The sequence below is a fragment of the Pseudoalteromonas sp. TAP-3C genome, assembly GCF_059888565.1.
The window spans coordinates 2,368,363-2,393,927 of the sequence record NZ_CM187618.1 but is presented as its reverse complement, the minus strand read 5'-3'; the positions used below and the strand labels follow the sequence as shown (position 1 = coordinate 2,393,927).

At 39.9% G+C, this 25,565-nt stretch carries 15 protein-coding genes; 6 read left to right on the top strand and 9 right to left on the bottom strand.

From position 1 onward, the window contains the following. The first annotated feature begins 151 nt into the window (after positions 1-151). Positions 152-634, top strand: a complete 483-nt coding sequence (locus tag AC6H44_RS11235) for an Lrp/AsnC ligand binding domain-containing protein (protein ID WP_500735548.1) — start codon at positions 152-154, stop codon at positions 632-634. Between the two features lie 68 nt (positions 635-702). Here the strand turns inward: AC6H44_RS11235 and AC6H44_RS11230 are convergent, their stop codons facing one another. After that, complete coding sequence (locus tag AC6H44_RS11230; protein WP_500735546.1) at positions 703-1,308, bottom strand: TIGR04211 family SH3 domain-containing protein; 606 nt, start codon at positions 1,306-1,308, stop codon at positions 703-705. Between the two features lie 213 nt (positions 1,309-1,521). On the opposite strand from AC6H44_RS11230, the gene AC6H44_RS11225 reads away from it, so the two are divergent. Next, positions 1,522-3,042 (top strand): CYTH and CHAD domain-containing protein, encoded by a 1,521-nt coding sequence (locus AC6H44_RS11225; protein WP_500735544.1) that lies wholly within the window; start codon positions 1,522-1,524, stop codon positions 3,040-3,042. A 70-nt stretch (positions 3,043-3,112) separates the two neighbouring features. Here the strand turns inward: AC6H44_RS11225 and AC6H44_RS11220 are convergent, their stop codons facing one another. Continuing rightward, the gene (locus AC6H44_RS11220; RefSeq protein ID WP_500735542.1) at positions 3,113-4,630 is read right to left on the bottom strand and encodes a S10 family peptidase; all 1,518 of its coding nucleotides are present in this window, start codon (positions 4,628-4,630) and stop codon (positions 3,113-3,115) included. A 362-nt stretch (positions 4,631-4,992) separates the two neighbouring features. Between AC6H44_RS11220 and AC6H44_RS11215 the strand changes: the two genes are divergently transcribed. The 4 genes from AC6H44_RS11215 to AC6H44_RS11200 all read left to right on the top strand — a co-directional run bounded on the left by AC6H44_RS11215 (position 4,993) and on the right by AC6H44_RS11200 (position 12,303). After that, complete coding sequence (locus AC6H44_RS11215) at positions 4,993-5,331, top strand: P-II family nitrogen regulator (RefSeq protein WP_500735541.1); 339 nt, start codon at positions 4,993-4,995, stop codon at positions 5,329-5,331. A gap of 9 nt (positions 5,332-5,340) precedes the next feature. Further along, positions 5,341-6,570 carry an ammonium transporter gene (locus tag AC6H44_RS11210; protein WP_500735540.1) on the top strand — a complete coding sequence of 410 codons (1,230 nt, stop codon included), beginning with the start codon at positions 5,341-5,343 and terminating at the stop codon, positions 6,568-6,570. A gap of 141 nt (positions 6,571-6,711) precedes the next feature. Next, entirely contained in the window at positions 6,712-9,045 is a 2,334-nt protein-coding gene (gene mrcB, locus AC6H44_RS11205) for a penicillin-binding protein 1B (RefSeq protein WP_500735539.1), read from the top strand. Between the two features lie 237 nt (positions 9,046-9,282). Next, positions 9,283-12,303, top strand: a complete 3,021-nt coding sequence (locus AC6H44_RS11200) for a TonB-dependent receptor (RefSeq protein WP_500735538.1) — start codon at positions 9,283-9,285, stop codon at positions 12,301-12,303. A 919-nt stretch (positions 12,304-13,222) separates the two neighbouring features. Here the strand turns inward: AC6H44_RS11200 and AC6H44_RS11195 are convergent. The 7 genes from AC6H44_RS11195 to AC6H44_RS11165 form a co-directional block, all read right to left on the bottom strand. After that, the gene (locus tag AC6H44_RS11195) at positions 13,223-13,462 is read right to left on the bottom strand and encodes a hypothetical protein (protein WP_500735536.1); all 240 of its coding nucleotides are present in this window, start codon (positions 13,460-13,462) and stop codon (positions 13,223-13,225) included. A 14-nt stretch (positions 13,463-13,476) separates the two neighbouring features. Beyond that, positions 13,477-18,153: an RHS repeat domain-containing protein gene (locus AC6H44_RS11190; RefSeq protein ID WP_500735535.1), complete on the bottom strand. Its 4,677-nt coding sequence runs from the start codon at positions 18,151-18,153 to the stop codon at positions 13,477-13,479. A gap of 357 nt (positions 18,154-18,510) precedes the next feature. Beyond that, positions 18,511-19,791 carry a glutamate-1-semialdehyde 2,1-aminomutase gene (gene hemL, locus AC6H44_RS11185; protein ID WP_500735534.1) on the bottom strand — a complete coding sequence of 427 codons (1,281 nt, stop codon included), beginning with the start codon at positions 19,789-19,791 and terminating at the stop codon, positions 18,511-18,513. A 38-nt stretch (positions 19,792-19,829) separates the two neighbouring features. Further along, positions 19,830-20,846 (bottom strand): aspartate carbamoyltransferase, encoded by a 1,017-nt coding sequence (locus AC6H44_RS11180; RefSeq protein ID WP_500735533.1) that lies wholly within the window; start codon positions 20,844-20,846, stop codon positions 19,830-19,832. 111 nt (positions 20,847-20,957) lie between these two features. Further along, positions 20,958-21,392, bottom strand: a complete 435-nt coding sequence (locus AC6H44_RS11175) for a CopD family protein (protein ID WP_500735532.1) — start codon at positions 21,390-21,392, stop codon at positions 20,958-20,960. A 16-nt stretch (positions 21,393-21,408) separates the two neighbouring features. After that, positions 21,409-23,091 (bottom strand): chloride channel protein, encoded by a 1,683-nt coding sequence (locus AC6H44_RS11170; protein ID WP_500735530.1) that lies wholly within the window; start codon positions 23,089-23,091, stop codon positions 21,409-21,411. Between the two features lie 545 nt (positions 23,092-23,636). After that, complete coding sequence (locus tag AC6H44_RS11165) at positions 23,637-25,517, bottom strand: methyl-accepting chemotaxis protein (RefSeq protein WP_500735529.1); 1,881 nt, start codon at positions 25,515-25,517, stop codon at positions 23,637-23,639. Between the last annotated feature and the right edge of the window lie 48 nt (positions 25,518-25,565).

Genomic DNA, 25,565 nt, shown 5'->3' with positions numbered 1-25,565 from the left:
TTAAAACTTAGAGTAATGATTAATTACCGCTAAATATTGTTGGTATAAGGTGTGCATTCTAATTAAAATTCAGCAGAATATGCTGGTTAATTTTGCCATTTTACGATAATTTACAGGGCATATTGTTAACTTATCCATATATAATACTGACATGACAAATCCGAATAGATTACGCCTGCTTGATCGTATCGATATATCAATTTTAGACGTGTTGCAGCGCAATGGAAGAATTTCAAATGTTAACCTAGCAAAGCAGGTGAGTTTAAGCCCCAGCCCCTGTTTAGATCGGGTTAAACGCTTAGAGCAGGAAGGTTACATTGAGGGGTATTTTGCAAAGCTAAGTGAAGAAAAGCTCAATCAAAGCTTAATTGCGCATGTACAAGTATCGTTGGTGACCTCAAATACCGCAGTATTTAAAGTGTTTCGCGAGCATATTCTTAAAATTAAGCAGGTTATTGAATGTGACATGGTCGCGGGTGGCTATGACTATTTATTAAAAATTCGTGTTTCAAATATGGATGAATACAGAGAAGTATTAGGTGATTTGGTAGATATTCCAGGAGTGGGTACTCATCATACTTACATGGTGATAGAAAAAATAAAGCAAGATACAGGGCTACGCTTAGATTTTTAGCTAATCCTAACAGGCATAAAAAAAGCATCTTTAGATGCTTTTTTTATGCCTGTTACTTTAGCGTGTGCTTATGCCCAACCTTCGTAGCGTTTTCTGCGAGATAACACTATGGTTAAAATAATACCTATAAACAAGCCTAAAAATGCAATTGCACCACCGTAGGTAAGTAGCTGGCGCTTTTCCTTGGCAGTGGTGGCTTGTTTAAGCTGCTGCTCTTGGTTAAGTGAGTCTTGCAATTGAGCAATTTGTGCTAAAAGTTGAGTATTTTGCTCGGTTAGCTGTGCGTTTTGCTGTTGCAACTCTGGGAGTTCTATCTGCGCTTGACGAAGCCTGTTTTGTATCGTGCTTACTTCGTTATTAAGGGCCTGGTACTGTTGTTTTAAACCAGATGTTTCACTGATAAATTTAGACTCTACCCAACCCTCGCGGCCTTTATCATCTTTAACTTTTATAAAACCGTTTTGTTCATCAGATAATAAAGTCAGTTGCGAGCCGGCATCTATCGAACCAAGCAAGCGGTAGTCTTTACTCGCGCCTGAACGCATAAAAGTATACAAACTATCGATTATATAAGCTGTTTTAGCATTAGCGGGCGACGTTGATTGAGCTTCTTCTGCTTGGCTTATAAACGGGGCGGCTGTAAAAAGCAGCCATAGTAAACAGTGTTTTAGCATTTATCTACCTTGTTAATCTAGCTGTGTCCGTTGTGAACGTGATTTTTTATTTCGCATAAGTATATAGATAGTATGGATTTAATAGCTCAATAGCAAGATAGATATTGTAATCGATATTTTTTGTGTCGGTATTTATGACTAAAAAATTTGCAATATAGGCCTGCTTTGTTTATTTTGAGCCCCTATTTATTTTAAGGGTAATTCGCAAACCTAATGGATACTGAGATAGAATTAAAGTTTCTGGTATCAGATGACGTCATTCCACTGATCCCCTCATTAATTACTCAATTTGCAAAAACAGTTACAAACAAGCCATCGAAAAATTTGCAAAATGCCTATTACGATACGCCAAGCAGAGAGCTTAGAGCGCTTGATATCGGCTTTAGAACGCGCTGCATAGATGAGCGCTGCGAGCAAACAATTAAACTGGCCGGTGAGGTCGTTGGTGGATTGCATCAACGCCCAGAATATAATCTTCCTATAGAAACAAATCGACCTCAGTTAATGGCTTTTGACTCATCAATTTGGCCTCATGGCGTACAAATTGATTCAATATCGCAAAATTTATACCCTATTTTTAGCACTCATTTTATTCGTCGAAAGTGGTTAATCGAAACGCAAACAGGCGCTAAAATTGAAGTGGTATTAGATAAAGGTGAAGTGGCTGCATCCGGTAACGTTGAAATTATTAGTGAACTTGAAATAGAGTTGATTGAGGGCAGTCGAGATGAGTTATTTGCTTTAGCCGATAAACTCGTTAGTCAAAATTGTGTTCGTTTAGGTCTTTATTCAAAAGCGGCAAGAGGCTACCGCCTTGCTGATGACACGCCGTTGCAGCCGAGTAAATCAATAGGTTTTGTTAAACTTAATAAGCAAGCGACTCAAGAACAAGCTCTTATTGACGCCATGGGTTTTGGTATTCGTTTTGTACAAAAGCATGAGCAGTGCTACTTCGATAAGCCTAGTTTAAAAACATTAAAGCGTGTGACGGACGGTATTAGTTTAATTCGCCATAACTTTTGGTTGTTTGACGATATTGTCAGTAAGGACAGCACCGAACATCTTAGAGCGGAGCTTAAGTGGTTATTAAGTGAATTAGCGTGGGTTGAAAATGCCATTCAGTTAAAAACGTATACTTCTAAACGCCATGCTTTTTATAAAAAAATAAATAGCGCTCCAGCATTAACGCAGGTTATTAACGATTTAAAAGAGTTACAACCGAGTATTGATGATATTTTTGCACTTTTTCATAGTGCCCGCTATAACCGCTTACTACTAAGCTTAACGACGTGGTTGATTGATAAACAGTGGCGTAAATACTGGAGTCAAACCGAGTTTCAGCAAGCTGAGCAGCCAGTTATTAACATTGCCCATCGTTTATTTAATAAAGATTGGAATAATTTACATCAATTATTACCAAAAGAGCAAAGCTTAACAGCCAATGATTATCTTCACTTTCGTACTCAGCTAGAAAATAGCCTGCTCAGTGGTAACTGTTTAGGTGAGCTGTTTAATAAAGATGAACGCCTGGAGTTTAGACTGCCATGGCTCGATATTTCTCATGGTATGTATGAGTTAAGTACGCTTGATTATTTAAAGCAATTATGTGGCGGGCAAGACGATCCTCACTTGGCTAAAATACAACAGTGGTTAGCGCAAAAATCTGACTTTTTAGTCAGTGCTATGGAGCAAAGTAGGCGTGCCTCATTTGATACAGAGCCTTACTGGCTTTAACGGTTAAGCTTATTTACAAATAAAAAAGTGACCAGTAAGGTCACTTTTATAAAGATGCTAAAATTTAAAGTTAGTACTTAGCCGCTTGTCCATCTTTAGGTAAAGACTGCTGTATAAACTGGCGTAAATCGTTGTTGGAGCTTTCTAAATCTGCGTGGCGTAGATACATCATGTGGCCACTGCGATAACCTTTGAAGCTCAATCTATCTTGCATTTTGCCACTTGGGTCTAATTGCCACATAGTGTACTTGGCATCAAAGTAATTGGTGGCCCCATCAAAATAGCCAGCCTGCACCAAAACGTTCAAGTAGGGGTTCTGGGCCATCGCTAAACGAAGGTTTTCACCCGTGTTATTGCCACTTCTATCCCATGGGTGAACGTTACCAAACAAGTTATATTTGATATCTGTTTTGTAGTTAAGCTCTTCACGCAAGTAATAGTTAATAGCTGGAGTAAAAGAGTGTAACCACGATGTAAGCTCTGCCCAGTAATCTGGTGACTCACCCGCATCGCGTTTATCAATTCCTAAATAACGAGAATCGAGACGACCGACCATTTGTCCGCGTTCACGTAATAACTCTTTCCAAAAAAACTGCGTTGGAATATCTAAGTTATTTTGACTCACAAAAGTTTCAGATAAACCTGCATATTCGGCCATTTTTTTTATGATACGGCGTTTTTCATCTGCTGCAATAAAGCCGCCTTTTGCAAGGGCTGGAATGAGCTCATTAATAGTAAACTGTTCAACTTCTGGTAATAGCTCGTCTAAATCCTTAGCTTGTAAATTGGCATTGAGTGCTTTGTGGTACCACGCGGTGGCTGCAAAGTAAGGTAAGCGGTTGGCCGCTTTTATAGGGCCGTCACGTTTAATGCCAATGTCGGTAGGTGAAACGAGTACAACACCGTTAATATACATCCACTGACTATTTTGCAGTTCATGTGCTAAACCCGATACTCGCGTCGTACCGTAGCTTTCACCAATTAAAAATTTTGGTGAGCGCCAACGTTCATTACGAGATACAAACGTATTAAGCCATTCTGCTAGGTATTTTATATCGGCATTGACACCAAAAAATAACTCTTTTTGTTTATCTTTGGGCAGTAGCTTACCGTCTTTGTCTTCAACGACACGAGAATACCCGGTATTAACTGGATTAACGTAAACAATATCAGCAACATCTAACACTGAATAAGGATTATCTTTTACACCGTAAGGTTGAATTGGGTAGCCCTCGTCATCAATTTTTAATACCCGTGGTCCAGTGTATGCCAAGTGCATCCACACAGACGCTGAACCCGGGCCACCATTAAAAGAAATAAGTAATGGGCGCTTGGTTCTATCATCTACCTTATCGCGTGTATAATAAGTGTATTGAAGGGTTGCTATAGCATCCCCTTTGTCATCCCATACAGGTTGTGTGCCTGTAGCGACCGTGTACGAAAATCGCTCATTATTTATTTTTGCCTTGTGTTGGGTAACGACTTTACTGTCGATATCAATACGACGTTGATTATCAGCAAATGTAGCACTGGTAAATGTGAGTGCTATTACAGCAATAGGTAAAAATAGACTTCGACTAAATTTCATAAGTGACCCTTTTTATTTTATATACTGCAGTTATAACGATATTTTAGTAAAAAACAAAAATATTGAGATTAACTGCCGATAAAAATCGTTGAGCTTATGCGCGTTTTAAATGTTAAAGATAATATGATAGGCCGTAAATATTCAAACATGGCCTCATATTTAAAGTGGGAGTTTAAGTGTTTGTTATCTCGCACCAATGTTGTATTTTGCTCAAAAAAAGCGCACCCAAATGGTGCGTTTTTTTGTTTTGTATATTATTTATTTTAATAAGCTTATGTTTTTATTGTTAATTTAAAAATGGCACAAAGGTTGGATTGTATAGAGCAAATACAATAACAAGCTAGCGTCCTAAGGGGGCCTTTGTGAAAATGATCAGTGCAATAATAAAGCCATTCAAATTAGATGATGTGCGTGAAGCTCTCGCTGATTTAGGCATCGAAGGAATGACAGTGGTTGATGTTAAGGGGTTTGGACGTCAAAGAGGCCACACAGAGTTATACCGCGGTGCGGAGTACCAAGTTGACTTTATACCTAAAATAAAACTTGAAATTGCTACACGCAGTGAAAATTGCCAACGTGTTGTAGACACCATTACCAAAGTCGCAGGAACGGGAAAAATTGGTGACGGCAAAATTTTTGTTTACGACTTAGATCAAATCGTCCGTATTCGTACTGGCGAGCTTGATGATGATGCAATTTAAGGGGGCAATATGGAAAATACAATAATAGAGCTGAAGTTTTCGCTCGATACATTTTACTTTTTAATCTCTGGCATCTTAGTTATGTGGATGGCAGCGGGTTTTGCAATGTTAGAAGCGGGCTTAGTGCGCTCAAAAAATACCACAGAAATTCTAACTAAAAATATCGCACTGTACTCTATCGCGTGTACTATGTTTTTATTGGTGGGTTACAACATTATGTATGTCGATAATGTTGAGGGCGGTATTATCCCGTCATTTGGGGGTCTAATAGGTAGCCAAGCGGCCGATGCTGATCATTCATTAGAGTCTGACTTTTTCTTTCAAGTTGTGTTTGTCGCAACCGCAATGTCTATTGTATCTGGTGCGGTCGCTGAGCGTATGAAGTTGTGGGCATTTTTAGTGTTTACAGTGGTACTTACAGGTTTAATTTACCCAATTGAAGGGTACTGGACATGGGGCGGCGGCTTTTTATCTGAATTAGGCTTTGTTGATTTTGCCGGCTCTGCCATTGTGCATGCCACTGGTGCAGCGGCAGCACTCGCGGGTGTAATGTTACTGGGTGCTCGTAAAGGTAAGTATGGTAAAAACGGTGAAATCTATCCAATTCCAGGTTCAAATTTACCACTTGCTACATTAGGTACGTTTATATTATGGATGGGTTGGTTTGGCTTTAATGGTGGCTCACAACTATTAATTTCAGATAAAGAGAACGCAACCGCGGTAGGTCAAATATTACTTAATACCAATGCTGCTGCAGCTATGGGTGCAATTTCAGCCTTGTTTTTATGCAAATTACTATGGGGCAAAGCCGACTTAACCATGGTACTTAATGGTGCACTTGCAGGCTTAGTGGTTATTACGGCAGACCCATTATCACCCTCACCATTAATGGCATGTTTATTTGGCTTACTAGGTGGTTCATTAGTAATACTAAGCATTGTGGCGCTGGATAAAGCGAAAATTGATGACCCAGTAGGCGCTATTTCTGTTCACGGTGTATGTGGCATATTAGGCGTGGTTTTAGTGCCGGTCGCTAATGCCGAAGCCAACATTGTAACTCAGTTAATTGGTTTAATATGCATCATTGGCTTTGTATTTATAGCGTCATTTATTGTATGGGCTATTTTAAAACAAACCATGGGGATTCGTGTTACCGAGGAAGAAGAGTTAAATGGCATGGATCAGCACGACTGTGGGATTGATGCATACCCAGAGTTCGTATCAGTAAGAAGTAGTTAAAAGTAAAAAGTATTGTGTGTTCAATCAAAGCCCTACAATGTTAGGGCTTTTTTGATTTCAGGAGAGGTTAATTTTTCAGGTGCTAAAGTAATGTGATAAGCTCCCGACGTTAAATCAACCTTTGGAATATATTACACTTAAATGGCTGAAAATAAGAAAACACTAACCAGTAAACCCTCGACTAAGCGTGCTGCTAAATCAACTAAAAAACCAGTACGAAAGGCGACTGCTAAAAAATCATCAAGTAAGATAAAACGGCCATTATTTAAAACAATATTTTCTATTTTTTGGAAATTAACTTTAGCGACTTTTATTGCTGCTGCACTTTACTTTATTTACCTTGATGCAAAAATAACTCGCCAGTTTGAAGGCAATAAATGGCAACTTCCAGCACAAGTGTATGCCCGCTCAATGAGCTTTTTTCCTGGGCAGTTTTTATCAGAGCAAGAAGTACTCTGGGAGCTTAAGCGCTTAAACTACACAGCGGTTAATCGTTTAAGTCGTACTGGGCAATATAGTAAAACAGCCAATAGTATTAAGATTTTTCGTCGCGACTTTGAATTTTATGATGGCTTAGAGAGTGCCCATGTTATTGAACTGCGTTTCTCTGGGAATAAGGTCGCCAGTATTAAAGATAAGTTTGGCCGTCGTTTAAACACCGCCAGATTAGAGCCGATGCAAATAGCCCGTATTGGTAATGACTCTAGACAGGACAGAGAGTTTGTACCGTTAGCTAAATTTCCAGACATGCTTAAAAATACCTTATTAGTGGTTGAAGACCGGGAATTTTATGAGCACCACGGTGTATCGGTGTTTTCTATTTTACGCGCATTATATACTAATATTCGCGCTGGGCGCACTGTGCAAGGGGGCAGTACACTCACACAACAGCTGGCTAAAAATATTTATCTTACTCGCGAGCGTTCACTAGTGCGTAAAATAAATGAAGCGTTCATTGCACTTATTCTTGATTATCGCTATACAAAAGATCAAATACTCGAAGCTTACCTAAACGAGGTATACCTTGGGCAGTCTTACAACCAAGGCGTGCATGGTATGGGGCTGGCCGCTGATTTTTATTTTGCAAAACCAGTGGATGAACTAGAGTATGACCAAATTGCACTGCTGGTGGCTATGGTTAAAGGCCCTTCTTATTACAATCCGAGACGTTATAAAGAGCGCGCCATGGAACGCCGCGACTTAGTGCTGCGCTTAATGGTCGACAACAAGCTAATTAGCACTAAAGAATACCGAGCCTCGTTAAAACGTGCAATTGATATTGCGCCAATGAAAGCCAGCTTACAAAAATCTTACCCCGGTTACTTAGAGTTAGTTAACCGTGAACTTAAACAGTTGTTACCAGATCAAGAAGTACTTGATGCTGGCGTGCGTGTATTTACTTATTTTGATTTGCAAAAGCAAACCGCCATGGAAGAGTCGATTCAAGCCAGTTTACCGTATCTAGAAAGGCGCCCAAATACTGAACAGCTCGAAGCGGCGATGATCTCTATTAATGTTGAAAAAGCAGGGGTGTCGGCGCTGGTGTCTGGACGTGATGTGCGTTACTCAGGATTTAATCGCGTGCTCGATACCAAGCGCAATATAGGCTCACTAGTTAAACCCGCTGTGTACTTAAGTGCATTGCAGCTACCTCATTATAACTTAGCAACGCTGCTTGATGATTCACCTGTTCAAGTAACCAATGAAGAGGGAAATGTATGGCAGCCAGAAAACTTTGATCGTCAATACCGTGGAGCCGTGCCTCTTTATAAAGCATTCAGTCATAGCATTAATATTCCGGCAGTTAATTTAGGGCTTGATGTTGGAGTCGACAAAGTCGCTAACACGCTAAGAGGATTAGGTGCTAAAGGGTATATTAATGAATACCCGTCATTGTTATTAGGCGCCATTGAAATGTCGAGCTTTGAAGTGGCGCAACTTTATACCACTATTGCAGCCGATGGCGAATACAGAGAGCTTACGTCTATCTCAGCGTTAACCGACTCTGTTGGTAAGGTACTTTACAAACACAAAGTGAGTAACGAACAGCGCTTTAATAAAGATGCCATGTACATGACCAAGTATGCTATGAAGCGAGTAACCAAAGATGGCACCGCTAAGCGCTTAAACTTACATTTTCCGTCAATTCAGTTAGCAGGTAAAACAGGTACTAGTAATGACTTACGCGATAGCTGGTTTGCGGGGTTTGACCAAAATACGGTGACAGTTGCATGGATAGGGCGTGATGACAATAAAAGCACTGGTTTAACGGGAAGTGTAGGGGCGCTTGAAACCTATATTCGTTACTTAAAACCGCTTAATCCGCAAGCCATTGCTGATACGCGGCCGCCATCAATTCGCTGGGCGTTTGTTAATGAGCAAACAGGTAAGCAAGCACCACCAGGCTGTGGCAAAGTGATTCAACTACCACTTAGAGCCAGTGAGTTTAAACCAAGACCCCAATGTATTCGCTAAGTAATGCATAAAAAAAGCCCGAAAGGGCTTTTTTTATGCATTACTTTAGCTAAAAGGCTTGTGAGGTATCTGGGTTTTTATTTTCATAGTAAAAGAACTATCTAATCCTTTTTAATGTAATTTTTTTAATTTTTTATGTTAATTTTGTGTTTATTTTATTTGCAATTTTGTTTCATGAGCATATTATAAATGTGCCCCTCAAAGGCATATAATTATAATTTGAAACAGGGATAAACAATGAAATCAATATTTAGGAAAAGTATAACGGCAATTGCTGTATCAGCATCCTTAGGTTTAGCATTACCTGCTGTAGCATCTGATGTAATAGGAACTGTTAATAATATTAGTGATAATAGTTCTTACACTGTAAAAGTTAAAAACCCTGCAACTGGTTTAGAGCGTACTCTAAATATCTCCAGTGAAGGTACTTTTCGGTTTGCCTCTCTACCTACAGGGAGTTACGAAATACAAATATTAAAAGGCGATGCTGTAGTTGCTGAAGATCGCGTTCGCGTCTCTTTAGGTGCCAATTCAAAGGCTAATTTTGACCTTAACAGTTTCGACTCTTCTAGCCCTGAGGTAATTCAAGTTGTTGGTGCTCGTATTTCATCAATAGATCTTTCAACAGCAGATTCGGGTTTAGTTATTACGGATGCTGAAATTGACAGAATGCCAATAAATCGTGACTTAACATCAGTTGCTTTATTAGCTCCAGGCGCAGTAAAGGGTGATAGTGCATTTGGTAACACTGCATCATTTGGTGGTTCATCTGTAGCTGAAAATGCTTGTTATATTAATGGGTTAGAAGTTACTAACACTCGCCAAGGTTTAGGGTGTGGTGAAGTTCCATTTGAATTTTATGACCAATTCCAAGTTAAAACAGGTGGTTATTCAGCTAAGTTTGGTCGAGCTACTGGTGGTACTATTAATACAACCACAAAAGGTGGTACAAATGAATGGGAATTTTCTGCTGTAGTTCAGTACCAACCGGATTCTTTACAAGAAGAAGGCAGTATTTCTCGTGGTAATAATGGAGCAGGCCAAATCTTTAGAGATGAAAGTTATGACTCTGATAGCAAAACTGACGTAACACTCGCCGTTGGTGGTCCTCTTATTGAAGATACTCTTTTCTTTTACGGATTAATAAATCCTCGTGATACTGAGTCATCATACACTTGGGGTGGAGATGAGTTCTCACCTAATGATCAGTATAGAACAGAGTCAGCATCAGGCGGTGATAATTTATTCTGGGGTGGTAAACTTGATTGGGATATTAATGAAAACCACCGATTAAGCTACTTTGCATATTCAAACCGACGTGATATTGAACGCTCTGTTTATAAATACGACAATGGTGTAATAGGCGCTCGTAAAGATGGTGCCCTCCTTAAGCGTGGTGGTGAAGCACAAAGTCTAAGTTACACAGGTGTTTTAACTGAAAACCTAGTTGTAACAGCTATGGCTGGTACAATTGAAACAGAATACGAAACGCAATCAGAAAATCTAGTATGCCCTACTATTACAGATTCTCGTGGTACTTCAAATCCTATAACAGGCTGTGGTGCTGGTGGTAGTTTTGGGGCCAATAATGACGAAAATACTCAATATCGATTAGATATTGAATATGTTTGGAATGATCATTCAATTAGTTTTGGTATTGATTATCAAGAGCGTGAATCTGAGCGTATAGATCGCCCAATAGGTGGTCATAGCTATGATTATAAAACGCTTGCCGATAATGGTACTTTCCAAGCAGATAATGGCGCCTTAACTAACAACACTGGTAATGTATTACAATACGTTGAAGATAGAGTTTTTGATGGTGGTGGTAGTTTTAAATCAGAGCTTACAGCATATTATATTGAAGATAATTGGCAAGTATCTGACGATTTTACCGTATCAGTAGGGTTACGTATTGATGAGTTTGATAGCTGGGGCACAACTGACAAGCTACTAACTAGCTTTAAAACAGATGTAGCACCGCGCTTAGGTTTTACTTGGGATCCAACAAGTACAGGCGATACTAAAATATATGGTACATACGGTCGTTACTATTTACCGGTTGCTAATAACACTATTTTCCGTGCAGCCTCTGGTGTAAGTGATATTACTACTGCGTATACATACACGGGTGTTGATGCTACAACAGGCGCTCCAACGGGTCTTTCTCCATTAGCAGATACCATTGGTTCTGGCGGTCTTGAAAACTCTCAACAAGTTAGTGGTGTGCCAATAATTCCGGAAAAAGATATTTTTCAAGCACAAGAAGCTGATCCATTTTCAAAAGATGAATATATCTTAGGTGTACAACAAGCGCTAAACGAAGAATACACGGTAGGTGTTAAAGGTGTATATCGTGAGGTTGCTACAGCTTTAGATGACTACTGTGGTCGTTATGCATACCCATTTTGTGTAATGATTAATCCAGGCTCTTCATCTAGCTGGTATAAAGACGGTGTATATTGGAATGGTACAAGCAATGATCCAACTACTGAAGTAAACGATGGTGTACCTGATGCAAACTCACTAACTACTTACTCAGCTGAAACTATTGGTCTACCAAAAGCTAATAATGAATACACAGCGGTTGAATTTAGCTTAGATTATAAAGCCGATACTATTCGTTATCAGTTTGGTTACACTTGGGCTCGTAGTGTCGGTAATTTCGAAGGTGCCGTTAAATCTGATATTGGCCAAGCAGATGCAGGTATAACGCAAGATTTTGACTTCCCTGCAGTAATGGATGGTTCACAGGGTTACCAACCTAACGATCGCCGCCATACATTTAAATTCTTTGGTAGTTGGGAACCAATGGAAGACTTAACAGTAGGTTGGAATGCAACATTACAAAGTGGTCGTCCTAAGAGCTTATTTGGACAAGGTTACCCGTCAAATGATCCGAACCTAAATGGTGGTTGGGGTGATACATTCTACATCTATACTAACGATTGTCCTGACAACAACGATAATGATAAATGTGACCAAGATGAAAAAATCTATGAAAAGCATGCTCGTGGCACAAATGGTCGTACTCCATGGTCGTTTAATTTAGATTTATCAGCTGCATATGACTTTACTGTGTCGGATATTGATATGCGTGCATCAATCAATATTTTCAATATATTGAATACACAATCAGAGTACTCAATCAATGAACACTATGAACAAAGTGAAGGTGAAGTAAATGCTTATCATAATGCAGCATACTCTTGGCAGACACCACGTTTCATTCGTTTAGGGTTTGAAGCTCGTTTTTAAATACTGATAATTAAGAATATTGATTATTTTACAAAAAAGCCCGTAAGGGCTTTTTTTATTTTCACCTGATAATACAACTATGGTCACCATCTAGAAAAAGGCACTAACAAATAACTCCTTAAAACTATTGGTTATTTTAATCTATGAATTGATCTATACTCATTTTCTAGCTAATCACAACCCTATATCAGCAGAGTATTTAAATGGGCAGACAACACTGGTTTAAATAGGCAACGAATAACAGCAAGCCTAGGCAACTTCACTGGTGTCACCACTCAGTGGCGCTGCATCACTTTGCCCACATCGCTGGTAACACCTGCCAACGACAACCAAAATACGTTGCCTAGTCTGCTGCTAATATTGCCCATAATAAATATAGCCCTGCGTTTAAGTTAACAATTAACTACGGATGTCATATTTTCTACTCTAGTTTGCTGCTTAAAGATAGTTGACAGGCAAAAGGAAAGACGCGACCCCATTCTTCCTCGACCCCATTCTTCCTGTTCTGGGCAGGCAACACTGGTTTAAATAGGCAACGAATAACAGCAAGACTAGGCAACTTCACTGGTGTCATCAGTTAGTGGGGCTGCATCACTTTGCCTACTTCGCTGGTAGTACCTGCCAACGACAACCAAAATAAGCAGCCTAGGCTGCTGCTAATATTGCCCATAATAAATATAGCTCTGCGTTTAGTTAACAATTAACTATGGATGTCATATTTTCTACTCTAGTTTACTGCTTAAAGATAGTTGACAGGCAAAAGGCAAGACGCGACCCCATTCTTCGCGACCCCATTCTTCGCCTTAGCGCCTTAACCTCTAAAAAACCATAGCCCTGCAGTGATGCTGAGCTTTGGTTTGTGCTGTTTTTTTATTTAATAAAGAGAGAGACTAAAAGTATCAATAAGTTTATTAAATCGTTATTTATTAGTGATATTTTTGTGCTTATTTCTTTTTAATATGAAATCTTCAAGTAATATGTTTACTCTTTCGGTTGAACTAGCAAATCCAAATAAAAACTCAACAACTCCATTATTATCTCTTTGTTCGTAAAAAACATAATAACTTTCAGTTAGAAAATCATCTAACTCATCAGCAATATTTTCACAATTAACACGTAAAATAACTCCATATTTTAAATCTAATTTTAATTTAAACATAATATCCACTTTTATTATTTAACTTTATCTAAAAGTTTTTTCTCAGTTGGAGTTGGATCCCTCTTAAACCCTTTACTTCCAGCCTGTGCATTTTCAAATTTTACCTTTTGCATAGCCCCTGCGGGAGCATTAGGGTGTGAATTTGGAATTGCTTCTTTTACACGTGTCCCTGTAATATCTGTTGTTCGACCATTCGAAAAAGTTTGTTTAATTCGAGGGGCGCCTTCTTTTGTTGCTGAAATAACCTGACTAACAACAGTATCTTTCTTAGAATTTACAATACTTCTAACCACGCCAAGAACAGCACCTCTCGTTGCTAAAATAGCGACACCAGCTAATGCACCAATAGCTTCAGCTTTGTTCTCAGCAGAATACTGCTTAGCTGTAATTTCACCACTTATAAGTCTCTTAACTCTCATATCTTGTCTAATGGCAACACCTTCTTTACCATCTGGATCTGTATATTTATAAGGGTTATTACTTACGTAGGCGTAACGATTAAAACTATGCGGATTCCCAGTAAACCCAACCGGATCATTGGAGTAAAACCGCCCGATAACTGGATCATAGTATCGTGCCTGCATATAACTCAAGCCTAAGTCGGTATCAAACTTATGGCCGGTGTAACCTATGTCGTCTTTAGGTGGCTCAATGCTTTCACCAAAGGGTTGGTAGTGCATTCTTGAAGTGACCGTGCCGCTTGTATTCGATTCGGCGGCAGTGCTGCCTAAATAGTCACTGTGCAGGTAAGTTACGGTACTACCTTTTTTATTGGCTACCAGTTTGCCACCCAGGTAGTAATACTCGATATGTTGGTTATTGGCTTGGCGGTACATCAGCTTGCCGTTACTGGCATAAAAGGAGTAGCTGGTGCCGTTGGAGTCTTGTTCTTTTACCCGCTTGTTATTGCCATCATAGGTATACAGGTAACCGTCACTTTGCACCATTTGATTGGCGGCATTGTAAATAAACCCTCTGATGCCATTGTCGGTGACATTCCCTTTGTCATCGTAATTAAAATCGTAAATTTTACTGCCGGTGGTGTAGTCCAGTTGTTTAGTGCTGGTGTAAACATAGTTAATGGTTTTATTACCCAGCTTGTAATAGGTGATATTGCCCATGGCATCATAGTTCACATCCCCTGCGCCTAAATAACTGTCGGTGATTACGTCCAGGCGGTCCAGGCCATCGTAGCTCAGGCTCAGGTCATAGGCATTGTTGATTTTGTCATCCAGTACCGTCAGGTTATTGTTGGCATTGTAGCTAAAACCATGATTGATGGCGTAAGTGGTGCTGCGTTTATCGTAAAAGGTGCTGGGCAAACCGCTGTTGTTCTGACTTGAGGTATGGGCAAGGCCGTTACCGTAACTGTGCGATTTGACCATGCCATTGGCGTGATACGTGGCACTGGTGGCATAGGTGCCCGCCTTGGTGGCTTGACCCAGGGCATTGGGAGAATAGGTAATATGTACCCCACTGGGGTAAAGAGTATTAGCCAGATTGCCGTTACTGTTATACCCATAATCTAAAACGAAACTTTGCCCATCAACATATAGGGTTTCCAGTTCAATCAGGTTGGCAGAATTATATTCATAAGCCGTGACCACCGAGCCTGCGTTGAGGGTGGTTAAACGGCTATTCGCATCATAAACATAACTTTGATTTGGGCTACTATCACCAAACAGTACAGACTTGATATTTCCTAGGTTATCATAGGCAAAGGTTGCTTTGTCATTTGCATTAACGCTTGTGTCACATGCATTCGTGTTATTATCAACCGAACTCCCTGCTGCCTGCCAAGTCACTTGACCCAGCGCATCTTTAACAAAGGCGGTATTGCCTACATCCGGCTTCACCGTTTTACACAATTGCTGATAACTGTCGTATACCCGAGATTCCGTTATACCGCCCTGACTCACCGAGGTCATATTGCCGAATATATTGTAAGCCATGACGGTATTGACGCTATGAGGCGAGGCAATCAGGGTGGCCATATTTTGTTCGGGAGCACCATAAGCCAGGTAAGTGGTGTTGGTGACATTGCCTTTGTTGTCATTCACCTGCACCCGATTGTTAGATAAATAACGATAACTGATATTCCCTGATGTGGTGTTGTCATCAACTAATGTAGGGCGTCCTAAACCATCGTATTGGTGAGTAATACCATAAGGTGTGCTACTAATTGAACTGACTAAACTTTGATAAAGTGGGCGATTAAACGCATCAAACTGCTGGCGAGAATAACGTGCAGTAGATGAAAGGGTTTTATCCCATTCTTTAGTTATGACCGGACGCAGTAAACTGTCGTGATAGGTGATTTTTTGATAGTTGCCCCTAGTGACGGTTTTTTTTAGCATACCTGCTTCAACATAGCTTAAACCGTCATTGCCCACCGTAGAGGTGTAACTAATACTGGTGTTTAACCAGCTGTTATCGCAGGGATCGACTAAGGTTAATCTGCCCAGTTCATCGTATTCGTAATTAATGCAATCACCCATAAAGTCAGTTTGCTGGGTTACCCAGCCGTTATTATCAACCACTTTATAGGTATATTGCGGCGTTGCACTTAAACTTTGCGGCGTTTTAATGGTTTGCGCAATACCACGTTTGTAGTTGCTAAACTCCATCCAGCGGTTTGTTCCGTTGTAATTCACTTTGTGAGGTAAACCAGCATTCACGCCTGAGGTATGATAGCTGGTATTACGTTTATACCAGCGGCCGAAAGAACGATACTCATAGGGGAGAGATTTGTAGCTACCGTTTGCGCTGTGATAAGTAGTTTCAGATGCAGGCGTCACAGGAAAGGTGGCGGTCGAACTGATAAGCGTTTGTTTAGGCAAGCCAATTAGCCAATTTGTTGTGTCGTTATAATAAAGTTGTTTTGTATAGCGTTTTTTACTATTGAAATTATTAGACTCACTGGTAATTTGCGGATTACCGTAAATATCGAAGTTATTGTAAGAGGTGGTAAAGGTTTGTATGCCTTGGTCATAGACAGTGGTTTTTTCTTTTGAGGTGTTAATTCGATAATGCTGCGGCTGAGTATTATCACCGGTAATACCACTTAATCCAATACGTTGACCTTTTAACTGAGTAATTTCTTTTCGTCTTAATAGGGTGGAGCCGTTAGTATCAAAATTATCAATAGCTTCTAATTGCCCTTCTTTGTGGCTGGTATAGTCACGATTATAAAAATAAACGGTTTTACTACCATCAGGTGCAACGACAGATGTGGTTTTACTGTTGATGACGTGTGCCGTTGCAGGTATTCCTCTGCTGGTATTGGTATTATCCTTCGGCGAATAATACAAGTTACTCATAGTATTGCTGGCATTATCCCAATCTCCATAATTTTGAGAATAAGAGTATTGCCACGTTACGGGAGCAGTATTATCACTCGACAATGTTTTACTTTTAAGGGCTAAGGTTTGATAACAAATAGACATATCTTTTGGCGCGAGCAAGGCTTGAACCTGACGAGGAACATTGCTACGACCATGCAGTGTATTTTTGATTGTAAAACTCGCTGTCATCCCATATGGATGCGCCATTGATATAGCATAAGACCTTGAGTAAGTCGTACAGCTTGTATCAGGGCTTGGTTTTTGGTCTCCTAGTAAAGAAACAAGTAAGTCCCAATATTCACCATCCGGCCGATAGACTTTGCGTAATGATGAAGTGGCGTATGTATATTGCCATGTTTTTCCGTTAGCTGTGACTGAAGTAATACGACTTGGATGGACTCTGTCTGCATAAGAGAAATCAATACGTCGGCCATCGTTCGACGAGATATATGCCAAATTAGTCCCGTTGTAGTGATAATCAACGGTGTTGTTGAAGCGATCTTTTACTTGTGTTATCAACATATAGGTATTGTAGCGCATTAAACCACCATTTAAGGGGCGGGCTTCAACGCGCTTTAACTTACCAAAGGTATAGGTTAATCCGTCAGGCGAATTAACAATAAAGGTTTCCCCAACCGGTTGACCATTCTCAGTCCTAGAGCCACAACTGACGCGCCAGTTTGACATAGTTACCTTACCATATGACCCAGGCGCAATAACGCCGTCATTAATGAGCAGTTTTTCATCCACTTTACCGGGTACATGCAAAGTGTCACCCGTCCAATACTGCTGAGCATCGTAAGTTGTGCCTAGATAACTGACTAATCTAGGCTCTAAATACCCAGAACACTCTTTCCCTTTTGCCCATGAGCCAGAGTAGCCTGAGGAAGATAGTGATTGAATAGTGTGAATATAAGGGATGTCGAGTTGCCAGTCAGCAAACTCAAGCTCATCCGCCCACGTGAACTTGGTCCCTCGAAAGGTGCGTCTTACCGTAACTCCGATGTTGTTGTTACCCGGCAAGCTTACGTCAACATGACTAAAGCTGATTGAGCCGGTATTTAAATCAATTCGTTCACCAAATAACTCTGTCGTATGAGGAGTTACGGAGTCGGTGGTTTTGAGTTTATTAAGCTCTTCAGTGCCAAGTTCACTCGAAAAACTACTTGGCTTACTACCACCGCCGTCATCTGGTGCAGTTATTACTACTGGTTCTTTCTTGTTAACATCTTGTGTTGTATCAGAGGTAGGTGCTTCAAAAACAAGAGCATCTGATGTAGTTTTTGCAAACGGGGAAGGATTGAAAAAACATAAAGCAGCGCTTAGTAGAGCAAGAATACGAAACATACAATTTCCTTTTGTAAATAAGTTGAGGTAACTTAGTTAATAACTTACACCTAAAAAATTCAAAAGCAACCACTGTGTTTCTGATATTGGTCCTGTAATTAATTCGCAATAAATCTACATTGTTTTTGGTTAAATGGTTTTTATTTTAATTGCCTGATAATTAAAGTTTTAAGTGCTCAACTCATTAGCAATATATCCGAGTGTTAAACCAATTCAGTGCCCTGAGCATTAGTCAGTACTCAGTAATAAAGAGCATAAGCTCAACGGTAATAATAGCTTGATATTTGACCAATCAATATAAAAGGCCACCTTCTTTAGGAAGGTGGCCCTTTATATAAGCTTTATGTAGTCTAATACTTAAAGCTTAGCAAAAGCGCGCGCTGCTGCTTCAATCGTTGCTTGTACTTCTTGCTCTGTGTGCGCGGCACAAACAAAGCCGGCTTCAAATGCTGAAGGTGCTAAATACACACCTTCTTCAAGCATAAAGTGGAAAAACTTTTTAAAGCGTTCTAAATCACATTCGGTGGCTTGTTGGTAAGTGGTTACTTTTTCTACATCAGTAAAGAAAAAGCCATACATGCCGCCAGCGTAGTTAGTCGTTAACGCAATGCCTGCTTTTTTAGCGCCAGCTTCAAAGCCCTCACAAATCGCTTTACTAATGGCTTCTAGTTTATCGTGCACCCCAGGAGCGCTTAGCAGTTCAAGAGATTTTAAACCGGCAGCCATCGCTATTGGATTTCCTGAAAGCGTACCTGCTTGATAAACAGGGCCAACGGGTGCAATGTAATCCATTATTTCTGTTTTACCACCAAACGCGCCTACCGGCATGCCGCCGCCAATCACTTTACCTAAACAGGTTAAATCTGGTTTGACGTTGTAATACGATTGTGCACCACCGAGGGCTACACGAAATCCAGTCATTACTTCATCAAAAATAAGCACTGATTGGTACTGATCACAGACCTCACGTAGCCCTTCTAAAAAGCCGGGTACGGGTGGGATACAGTTCATGTTACCGGCAACAGGTTCAACAATAATACAGGCGATTTCATTGGCGTATTTAGCGAAAATCGCTTTCACTTCTTTAATATTATTAAACGACACAGTGAGTGTATGTTTAGCTAAGTCTTCAGGAATGCCCGGAGAGTTGGGTACGCCCATTGTTAATGCACCTGAGCCTGCTTTTACTAATAATGAATCTGCATGGCCGTGGTAACACCCTTCAAACTTTAAAATTTTATCACGGCCAGTAAAACCTCGGGCTAAGCGAATTGCGCTCATTGTTGCTTCAGTACCTGAGCTTACCATGCGTACTTTTTCGATTGATGGTACAAGCTCTTTAACTTTTTCAGCCATTAAAATTTCAGCTTCAGTTGGCGCGCCATAGCTCAAACCATTTTCTACCGCATCATGCACCGCTTGTTTAATTTCAGGGTGGTTATGACCCATTATCATTGGACCCCAAGAACCCACATAATCAATATAACGGTTGCCATCAGCATCATATGTAAACGGCCCCTGTGCTTTAGTGATAAACAGCGGAGTACCACCTACACCATTAAAAGCACGCACTGGTGAGTTTACCCCACCAGGAATAGAGTCTTGAGCTCGTTTAAATAAGTTTTGGCTAATTGTCATGAAAAATCCTATTGTTTTGTCACTTTAAAATTAAAAGCTTAGCTGTCGCGTTTGCGGCTAAACCAAGGAACATCTACTTCATATTGCTCAACTTTGTCGGCAACATCTAAGGTCAATGCAAACAGCGCCATGCGAATTAACACGCCATTTTGTACTTGGCGGAAAATAGCTAAGTTATCGTTACTATTTAGATCGTTATCGAGCTCATTGGCTTCTATACGACTATCTCGTGGTAATGGGTGCATTAAAATTGAATTAGGTTTGCAGTGGGTAGTGTAAATAGACTGGCTAATCCTGAATCCACCGCGGTACTTATTCGCTTCTTCTTGCGATGGAAAACGCTCTTCTTGAATACGGGTTTGATAAACGATATCGGCGGCTAAATTACCTTCCATTTTATCGACGATTTCAATTTTATGGCCAGCATTATCAACCACATCCAAAATATAACTTGGCATTTGTAAGCCATCTGGTGCCACCATCGAAAATTTTATATCTTTGTAATGACAAAGTAATTTTGATAATGAATGCACAGTACGGCCATACTTTAAATCACCTACAAGGGCGATATGCATGCCATCTATTTTTTGATCGAAGCGATGTAACTCACGCTCTATAGTTAATAAATCAAGTAATGCTTGAGTGGGGTGTTCGTTAGGGCCGTCACCGCCGTTAATTACGGGCACACTGCAGCCTGTAGCAAATTCAGCCACCGAGCCTGCATCTGGGTGGCGCATAGCGACTGCATCAGCGTAGGCTGAAATAACGCGTGCGGTATCGTAAAGTGATTCACCCTTAGACAGTGCAGAGCTTTGCATGCCGGTAGTTTCACGTACCAGTCCACCGAGTAAATTAAACGCGGTGCCAAAACTAACACGGGTACGCGTACTGGGCTCAAAAAACAGATTAGCTAAAATAGCGCCTTCAAGTACGTTGGTACGCTTTTGTTTTTTAGCGTATGGCTCCATTTTTTTTGCCACAGCAAAGATACGTTCAATACAGTCTCGGTCGAGTTGATTAACAGAGAGTATATTTTCACCTTGGAAACTGAACATGGGGTTATTCCTAGTTATTCAAAAAGGCGCGATAATCCATAAAAGGAGCACGCAATCGCACATATTATACAAATTTAGTATGTCACTTGGCAGCGTAATTTAAGCCTTTATTTAAAAGCTGGGCTTAATAATCGCTAAAGCAACGATAACAAGCAGCGCTAATACAGGCAGCTCATTGAAAATGCGATAAAACCGATCGCTTTTAGTATTTCTATCGTGTTTAAAGTCAGCGAGTAATTTGAAGCAGTAACCATGATAAATATATAAAATAATCACTAATACTAATTTGTAATGTAGCCACATGCTGTATCTAAACCACTCACGACCGTATTCAACAATGACTAATACACCAAATACGGCGGTGAGCACTGCAAAGGGGGTAACAAAATAAAGCAGTCGACGTTCCATGACTTTGAGCATTGAGTTACACGATTTTTCTTCGCTCATGGCGTGGTAAACAAAAAGCCGTGGTAGGTAAAAAATACCAGCAAACCATGCAATCATAAAAAAGACATGCAAGGTTTTGTAAATTAATAATGCGCTCATACTATTCTCGTTATTGTTAAAGTAAACTATTACGTATGGTTAAGATATGGTGGATTTGATCCCACCTTAATAGTCCCATAATTTGTTGATTATCAAGTAAATTATAAACATAGATTGCACCTCCACGTTTATCGTTTAATATTTCATATGCATCGGCAAGGGTGGCCTGGCTACTAACGCCTTGCAAACTAACATACTTAATATTGACTGTTTGATCAGACATTAAACTTAAATCATACTCAGCCAATCGATAACCATTTTCTTCATCAAACACAATGAGTGGTGTTTGACTGTCCATGGCATCAAGACTATTTTTTATTTGCTCTTTATCATCAGAGTAGAGTAGTTTGAAGTCTTCATCCATATCATTCATCACGCCGACTTTTTGTAATGCTTCAGTAGCGGGCGATACATGATAAGGCAGTCCCTGAAAATCTAACTGTTGTAAAAAAATGGAACGATTGCCAAATACTTGCAAAGCTGTAACGTAGGCGGTGGTTATGACGATCATCGCCGGTACAATAATTTCCGGCGATGAAGTTAGCTCCATAACCGTAGTTAGAGCGGCTAATGGCGAATGCAATGTGGCCGCTAGCAAGCCTGCCATGCCAAGTACGCCATAAGTGCCAGCTACATCAGTACCTGGGCTAATAAACTGAGCAAAAAATGCCATTAAAGTACCCGTTAAAACACCAAGCCCTATAACGGGGCCTATTAAACCACCCGGGATACCTAAGCCAATAGCAAATAAGGTTGCCAATAACTTAGCAATCAAAATAGTGGTAAGTAGTTGTATATTTTCAGGCGACTCAACAGCAATAGTGATAGCGCTCATACCTGAACCCATTGCTTGGGGCACTGCGTAGGCGATTAAGCTGGCAATACAGCCTGCAATAATTAAACGTGGAAACATACTCAGCGGTTTAAAGGTTTTAATAATTAGCATTAAATTTTGGTTAAAGGCATAAGCAACAGCGCCCAATCCCATACCACATAAAATCAAATAGGGATAATGCCAACCACTTAAGGGCGCAATGGTTATTAGCGCAAGTTCTGAACCTTCACCAAACACAAATTGCGTCGCTAACGCGCCTGTAACGGCTGCAAGCATTATAGGTACAAAAATATGTACTTTATATTCTCTTAGTACTACTTCCATTACAAAAATAACCGCAGCAAGCGGGGTGTTGAACGATGCTGCTATACCCGCTGCAACACCACACCCGCTCAACGTTCGCATTGCATTGTGTGGTAAATGTAGTTTATTCGCTAAAATACTCGCACCGGCTGCCCCTATATGCACTGAGGGACCTTCTCGGCCAACAGAAAAACCACTGATCAAAGCCAGCGCGCCCCCTACAAATTGGTTAACCGTATTATAAAGTGGCATTTGCCCATAATGGCGTTTTATTCTGTGTATTACAAAAGGGATACCCAAACGATAATGTTTAAAGCCTGTAAAAGCTGCAAATGTGGCTATAAGAAGCGCAGCGACTAAAGGCATGAGTACCCGTTCTAAAGTGGGTAAAGTAGTAAAGTCGTCAGGGGTTTCTAAAAATATACTTTGAAAAAATAAAATGGTTAAACGAAACAAAATAATAAAAAATGCAGCGATTAATCCAGCACTTACGCCTAATAAGCATAATTGTACGGATGTTTTTGGTTTTGCTAATCGACGTCTCAGTCGCTCAAGCCACATGCTTTATTTCCCCACAGCATTTTTAGAATTTGAGTTTACCAAAATAATTAGGGGAAGTCCTTGAACGTTAGCATTATTTTTGCTCAGTAAGTATATGTCGATGGCAAAATTTATAACGCTATGTTGGCAAAGTATCACTTGCTTGAGTGCCAGAAATACTGAGCGGAAAATAAGTTAAGCATGTAACCAAAAAATAAATGAAGGTGAGCATTCAGCCTTTTGAATCTTAACTAAGTTACTCAAAAAGCTGCTGATTTTAATACTCAAAATGCGCATACATTAGGGTCTGTTTACCTTTGCGGATTAAAATTTGTTCAAACTAGGGGCGATTTAATCGCGGCGCGAGGTTTGTAACCTAGTGGGCTAAGTAAAAACCGAGCAACAAAGAGTTAATCGCCCCTAGGCAGAACCCTACGGGCAGCGCCTGTTTGGCATTGATGCTGCGTTATCGCCTATTTATGGGGAATAACCACACCACATAGGCTCTGCCTTGCCTAAATACCAAACAGTCTGCTGCAAATTTAACCTTGAAAGGTAAACAGACCCTAAACAATAAATTTTTTGAGTAATTGCTGTTGAGCTTTTACGTTTTCTGCTAAATCAGTATTGGTTTCAAATTGCTCTTTAGCAAATTCATCAACTTGCACGCTAATATCTTTAATATTAATGGTGTTTTTGTTAATTTCTTCGATCACTGTACTTTGCTGCTCAATGGCTGCAGCAATTTGAAAGTTTCTGTCCATAATGTCTTTTATTGCTATTGATATGGCATTTAACGATTGATTGGCGGTTTCGGTCTGTTCTACACATTGCGAGGCTTTGTGTTTACTTAGCTCCATTGCTTGCTGAACTTTTGATGAAAATAACTGAATTTGCTCAATCATTGTCTTAATTTCAGTAGTAGAGCTTTGCGTTCTGGATGCGAGTGTTCTTACCTCATCGGCAACCACTGCAAACCCTCGTCCTTGCTCTCCAGCTCTTGCTGCTTCAATTGCCGCATTTAATGCCAGTAGATTGGTTTGCTCAGCAACATTATTTATAACAGAAAGTATTTGTTCAATATTATTACTGTACTGTGCTAACTGATCACTTTGTTTTTGTGAATCTGAGATGGAGTTTGCTAAATCAGTAATATCAGCGGTTGTTTTTGCAAAAAGCGCTTTGTTAGAGGTTGTAGATTGGTTAACTGAGGTAACTGATGAGGCGGCTTCTTGTGCACTCGAAGCAATTTCTGATGATGTAGTACTCATTTGATGCATTGCGGTGGCTAAGCTATCGATCAGTTGGTATTGTTCATTTAAAGAGCGACTCGATTCGGTAGCTAGCGACTTGGCTGAACTACTTTGATTTTCTACATTATTTGCTTTACTTATAACGCCAGCGACAAGTTCCTGTAATGACGATAAAAATCGGTTAAAACTTTTAGCAACGACGCCGCATTCATCCTCAGTTGAAATGGTTAATCGCTGCGTCAAATCTCCGCCGCCAGAGGCGATAAGGCTGATTGCTTCTTCTAGTTGTTCTAAAGGTCTTAAAAGTATTTTTGTTAGCCTGCGAAGGATAAGTACACAAAATGTAATACTGAGAATAGCAATAAAAATAGTGCGGGTTGTGAAGGTAGACAGTGACGCGTAAACCTTGTTTTTGTCTAGTAATATAGCAATTGACCAATTTACCCCTGTTTTGTCACTTAGGGGGTAAAAGTACAATAGCTTTACTTTATCATCATACTTTACTTCTATTATTTTGTTTTTTTGATCTGGAGATGCATTATAAACATCTTGGCTTTGCTTATTATTGAGAGAAGTTAATGGATGAGTAATTATTTTACCGGTGCTATCAACTAAAAAGGCAAGACCGTTATTATTAAAATTAACGGTATTTATACTATTTGCAATAGCATCTAAACTTAGGTCTCCGCCAATCACCCCTTTCAAACCATCAGGCGTATTGATTGCGCCAACCACAGACAATAACAGTTCATTGGTTGCTGCATCAACATATGGCGCGGTAAACAAAATGCCGTCGTTATCTTTTGCTAATTTAAACCAAGGTTTTTGCCTAAAATCTACGTCGGGCGGATTTACTCTGTTTTTGTTATTAGATCGTAGCGCTTTTTCATCACTTAAAGTACCAAACATTAACAAAAAGTCATTAGTAAAAGCGTTATTTTCTAATCCAGACTGGAACTTAGCTTTAGAAAAGTCAGTTTCAAGTTGATTTTTTAACACATTAATTTGTGATGCTCTACTTGCCAACCAATTACTAATACTTTGCGATAGTAGTGATGCATTATCTTGAACATAAGCGGCGGTGGATTTTTTAACTGTTTGTTGCACTAGTAAATATGTCGTTATTGCCAATAGTGAAATAACAATAAATACCACTACACCAGAGACAACAGAGAATTTAGTTCTAATTTTCATAAGGTTCTACTTTTGCACAATTTAATAAAATACTTTTGCTATCTAAAA

What these genes read in the sequence shown, in the direction of transcription:
- AC6H44_RS11230 (WP_500735546.1), bottom strand. Translation starts at nt 1,308, where the DNA reads ATGCTAAAACACTGTTTACTATGGCTGCTTTTTACAGCCGCCCCGTTT.
- AC6H44_RS11220 (WP_500735542.1), bottom strand. Translation starts at nt 4,630, where the DNA reads ATGAAATTTAGTCGAAGTCTATTTTTACCTATTGCTGTAATAGCACTC.
- AC6H44_RS11200 (WP_500735538.1), top strand. Translation starts at nt 9,283, where the DNA reads ATGAAATCAATATTTAGGAAAAGTATAACGGCAATTGCTGTATCAGCA.
- AC6H44_RS11210 (WP_500735540.1), top strand. Translation starts at nt 5,341, where the DNA reads ATGGAAAATACAATAATAGAGCTGAAGTTTTCGCTCGATACATTTTAC.
- hemL (WP_500735534.1), bottom strand. Translation starts at nt 19,791, where the DNA reads ATGACAATTAGCCAAAACTTATTTAAACGAGCTCAAGACTCTATTCCT.
- AC6H44_RS11165 (WP_500735529.1), bottom strand. Translation starts at nt 25,517, where the DNA reads ATGAAAATTAGAACTAAATTCTCTGTTGTCTCTGGTGTAGTGGTATTT.
- AC6H44_RS11225 (WP_500735544.1), top strand. Translation starts at nt 1,522, where the DNA reads ATGGATACTGAGATAGAATTAAAGTTTCTGGTATCAGATGACGTCATT.
- AC6H44_RS11195 (WP_500735536.1), bottom strand. Translation starts at nt 13,462, where the DNA reads ATGTTTAAATTAAAATTAGATTTAAAATATGGAGTTATTTTACGTGTT.
- AC6H44_RS11180 (WP_500735533.1), bottom strand. Translation starts at nt 20,846, where the DNA reads ATGTTCAGTTTCCAAGGTGAAAATATACTCTCTGTTAATCAACTCGAC.
- mrcB (WP_500735539.1), top strand. Translation starts at nt 6,712, where the DNA reads ATGGCTGAAAATAAGAAAACACTAACCAGTAAACCCTCGACTAAGCGT.
- AC6H44_RS11235 (WP_500735548.1), top strand. Translation starts at nt 152, where the DNA reads ATGACAAATCCGAATAGATTACGCCTGCTTGATCGTATCGATATATCA.
- AC6H44_RS11170 (WP_500735530.1), bottom strand. Translation starts at nt 23,091, where the DNA reads ATGTGGCTTGAGCGACTGAGACGTCGATTAGCAAAACCAAAAACATCC.
- AC6H44_RS11175 (WP_500735532.1), bottom strand. Translation starts at nt 21,392, where the DNA reads ATGAGCGCATTATTAATTTACAAAACCTTGCATGTCTTTTTTATGATT.
- AC6H44_RS11190 (WP_500735535.1), bottom strand. Translation starts at nt 18,153, where the DNA reads ATGTTTCGTATTCTTGCTCTACTAAGCGCTGCTTTATGTTTTTTCAAT.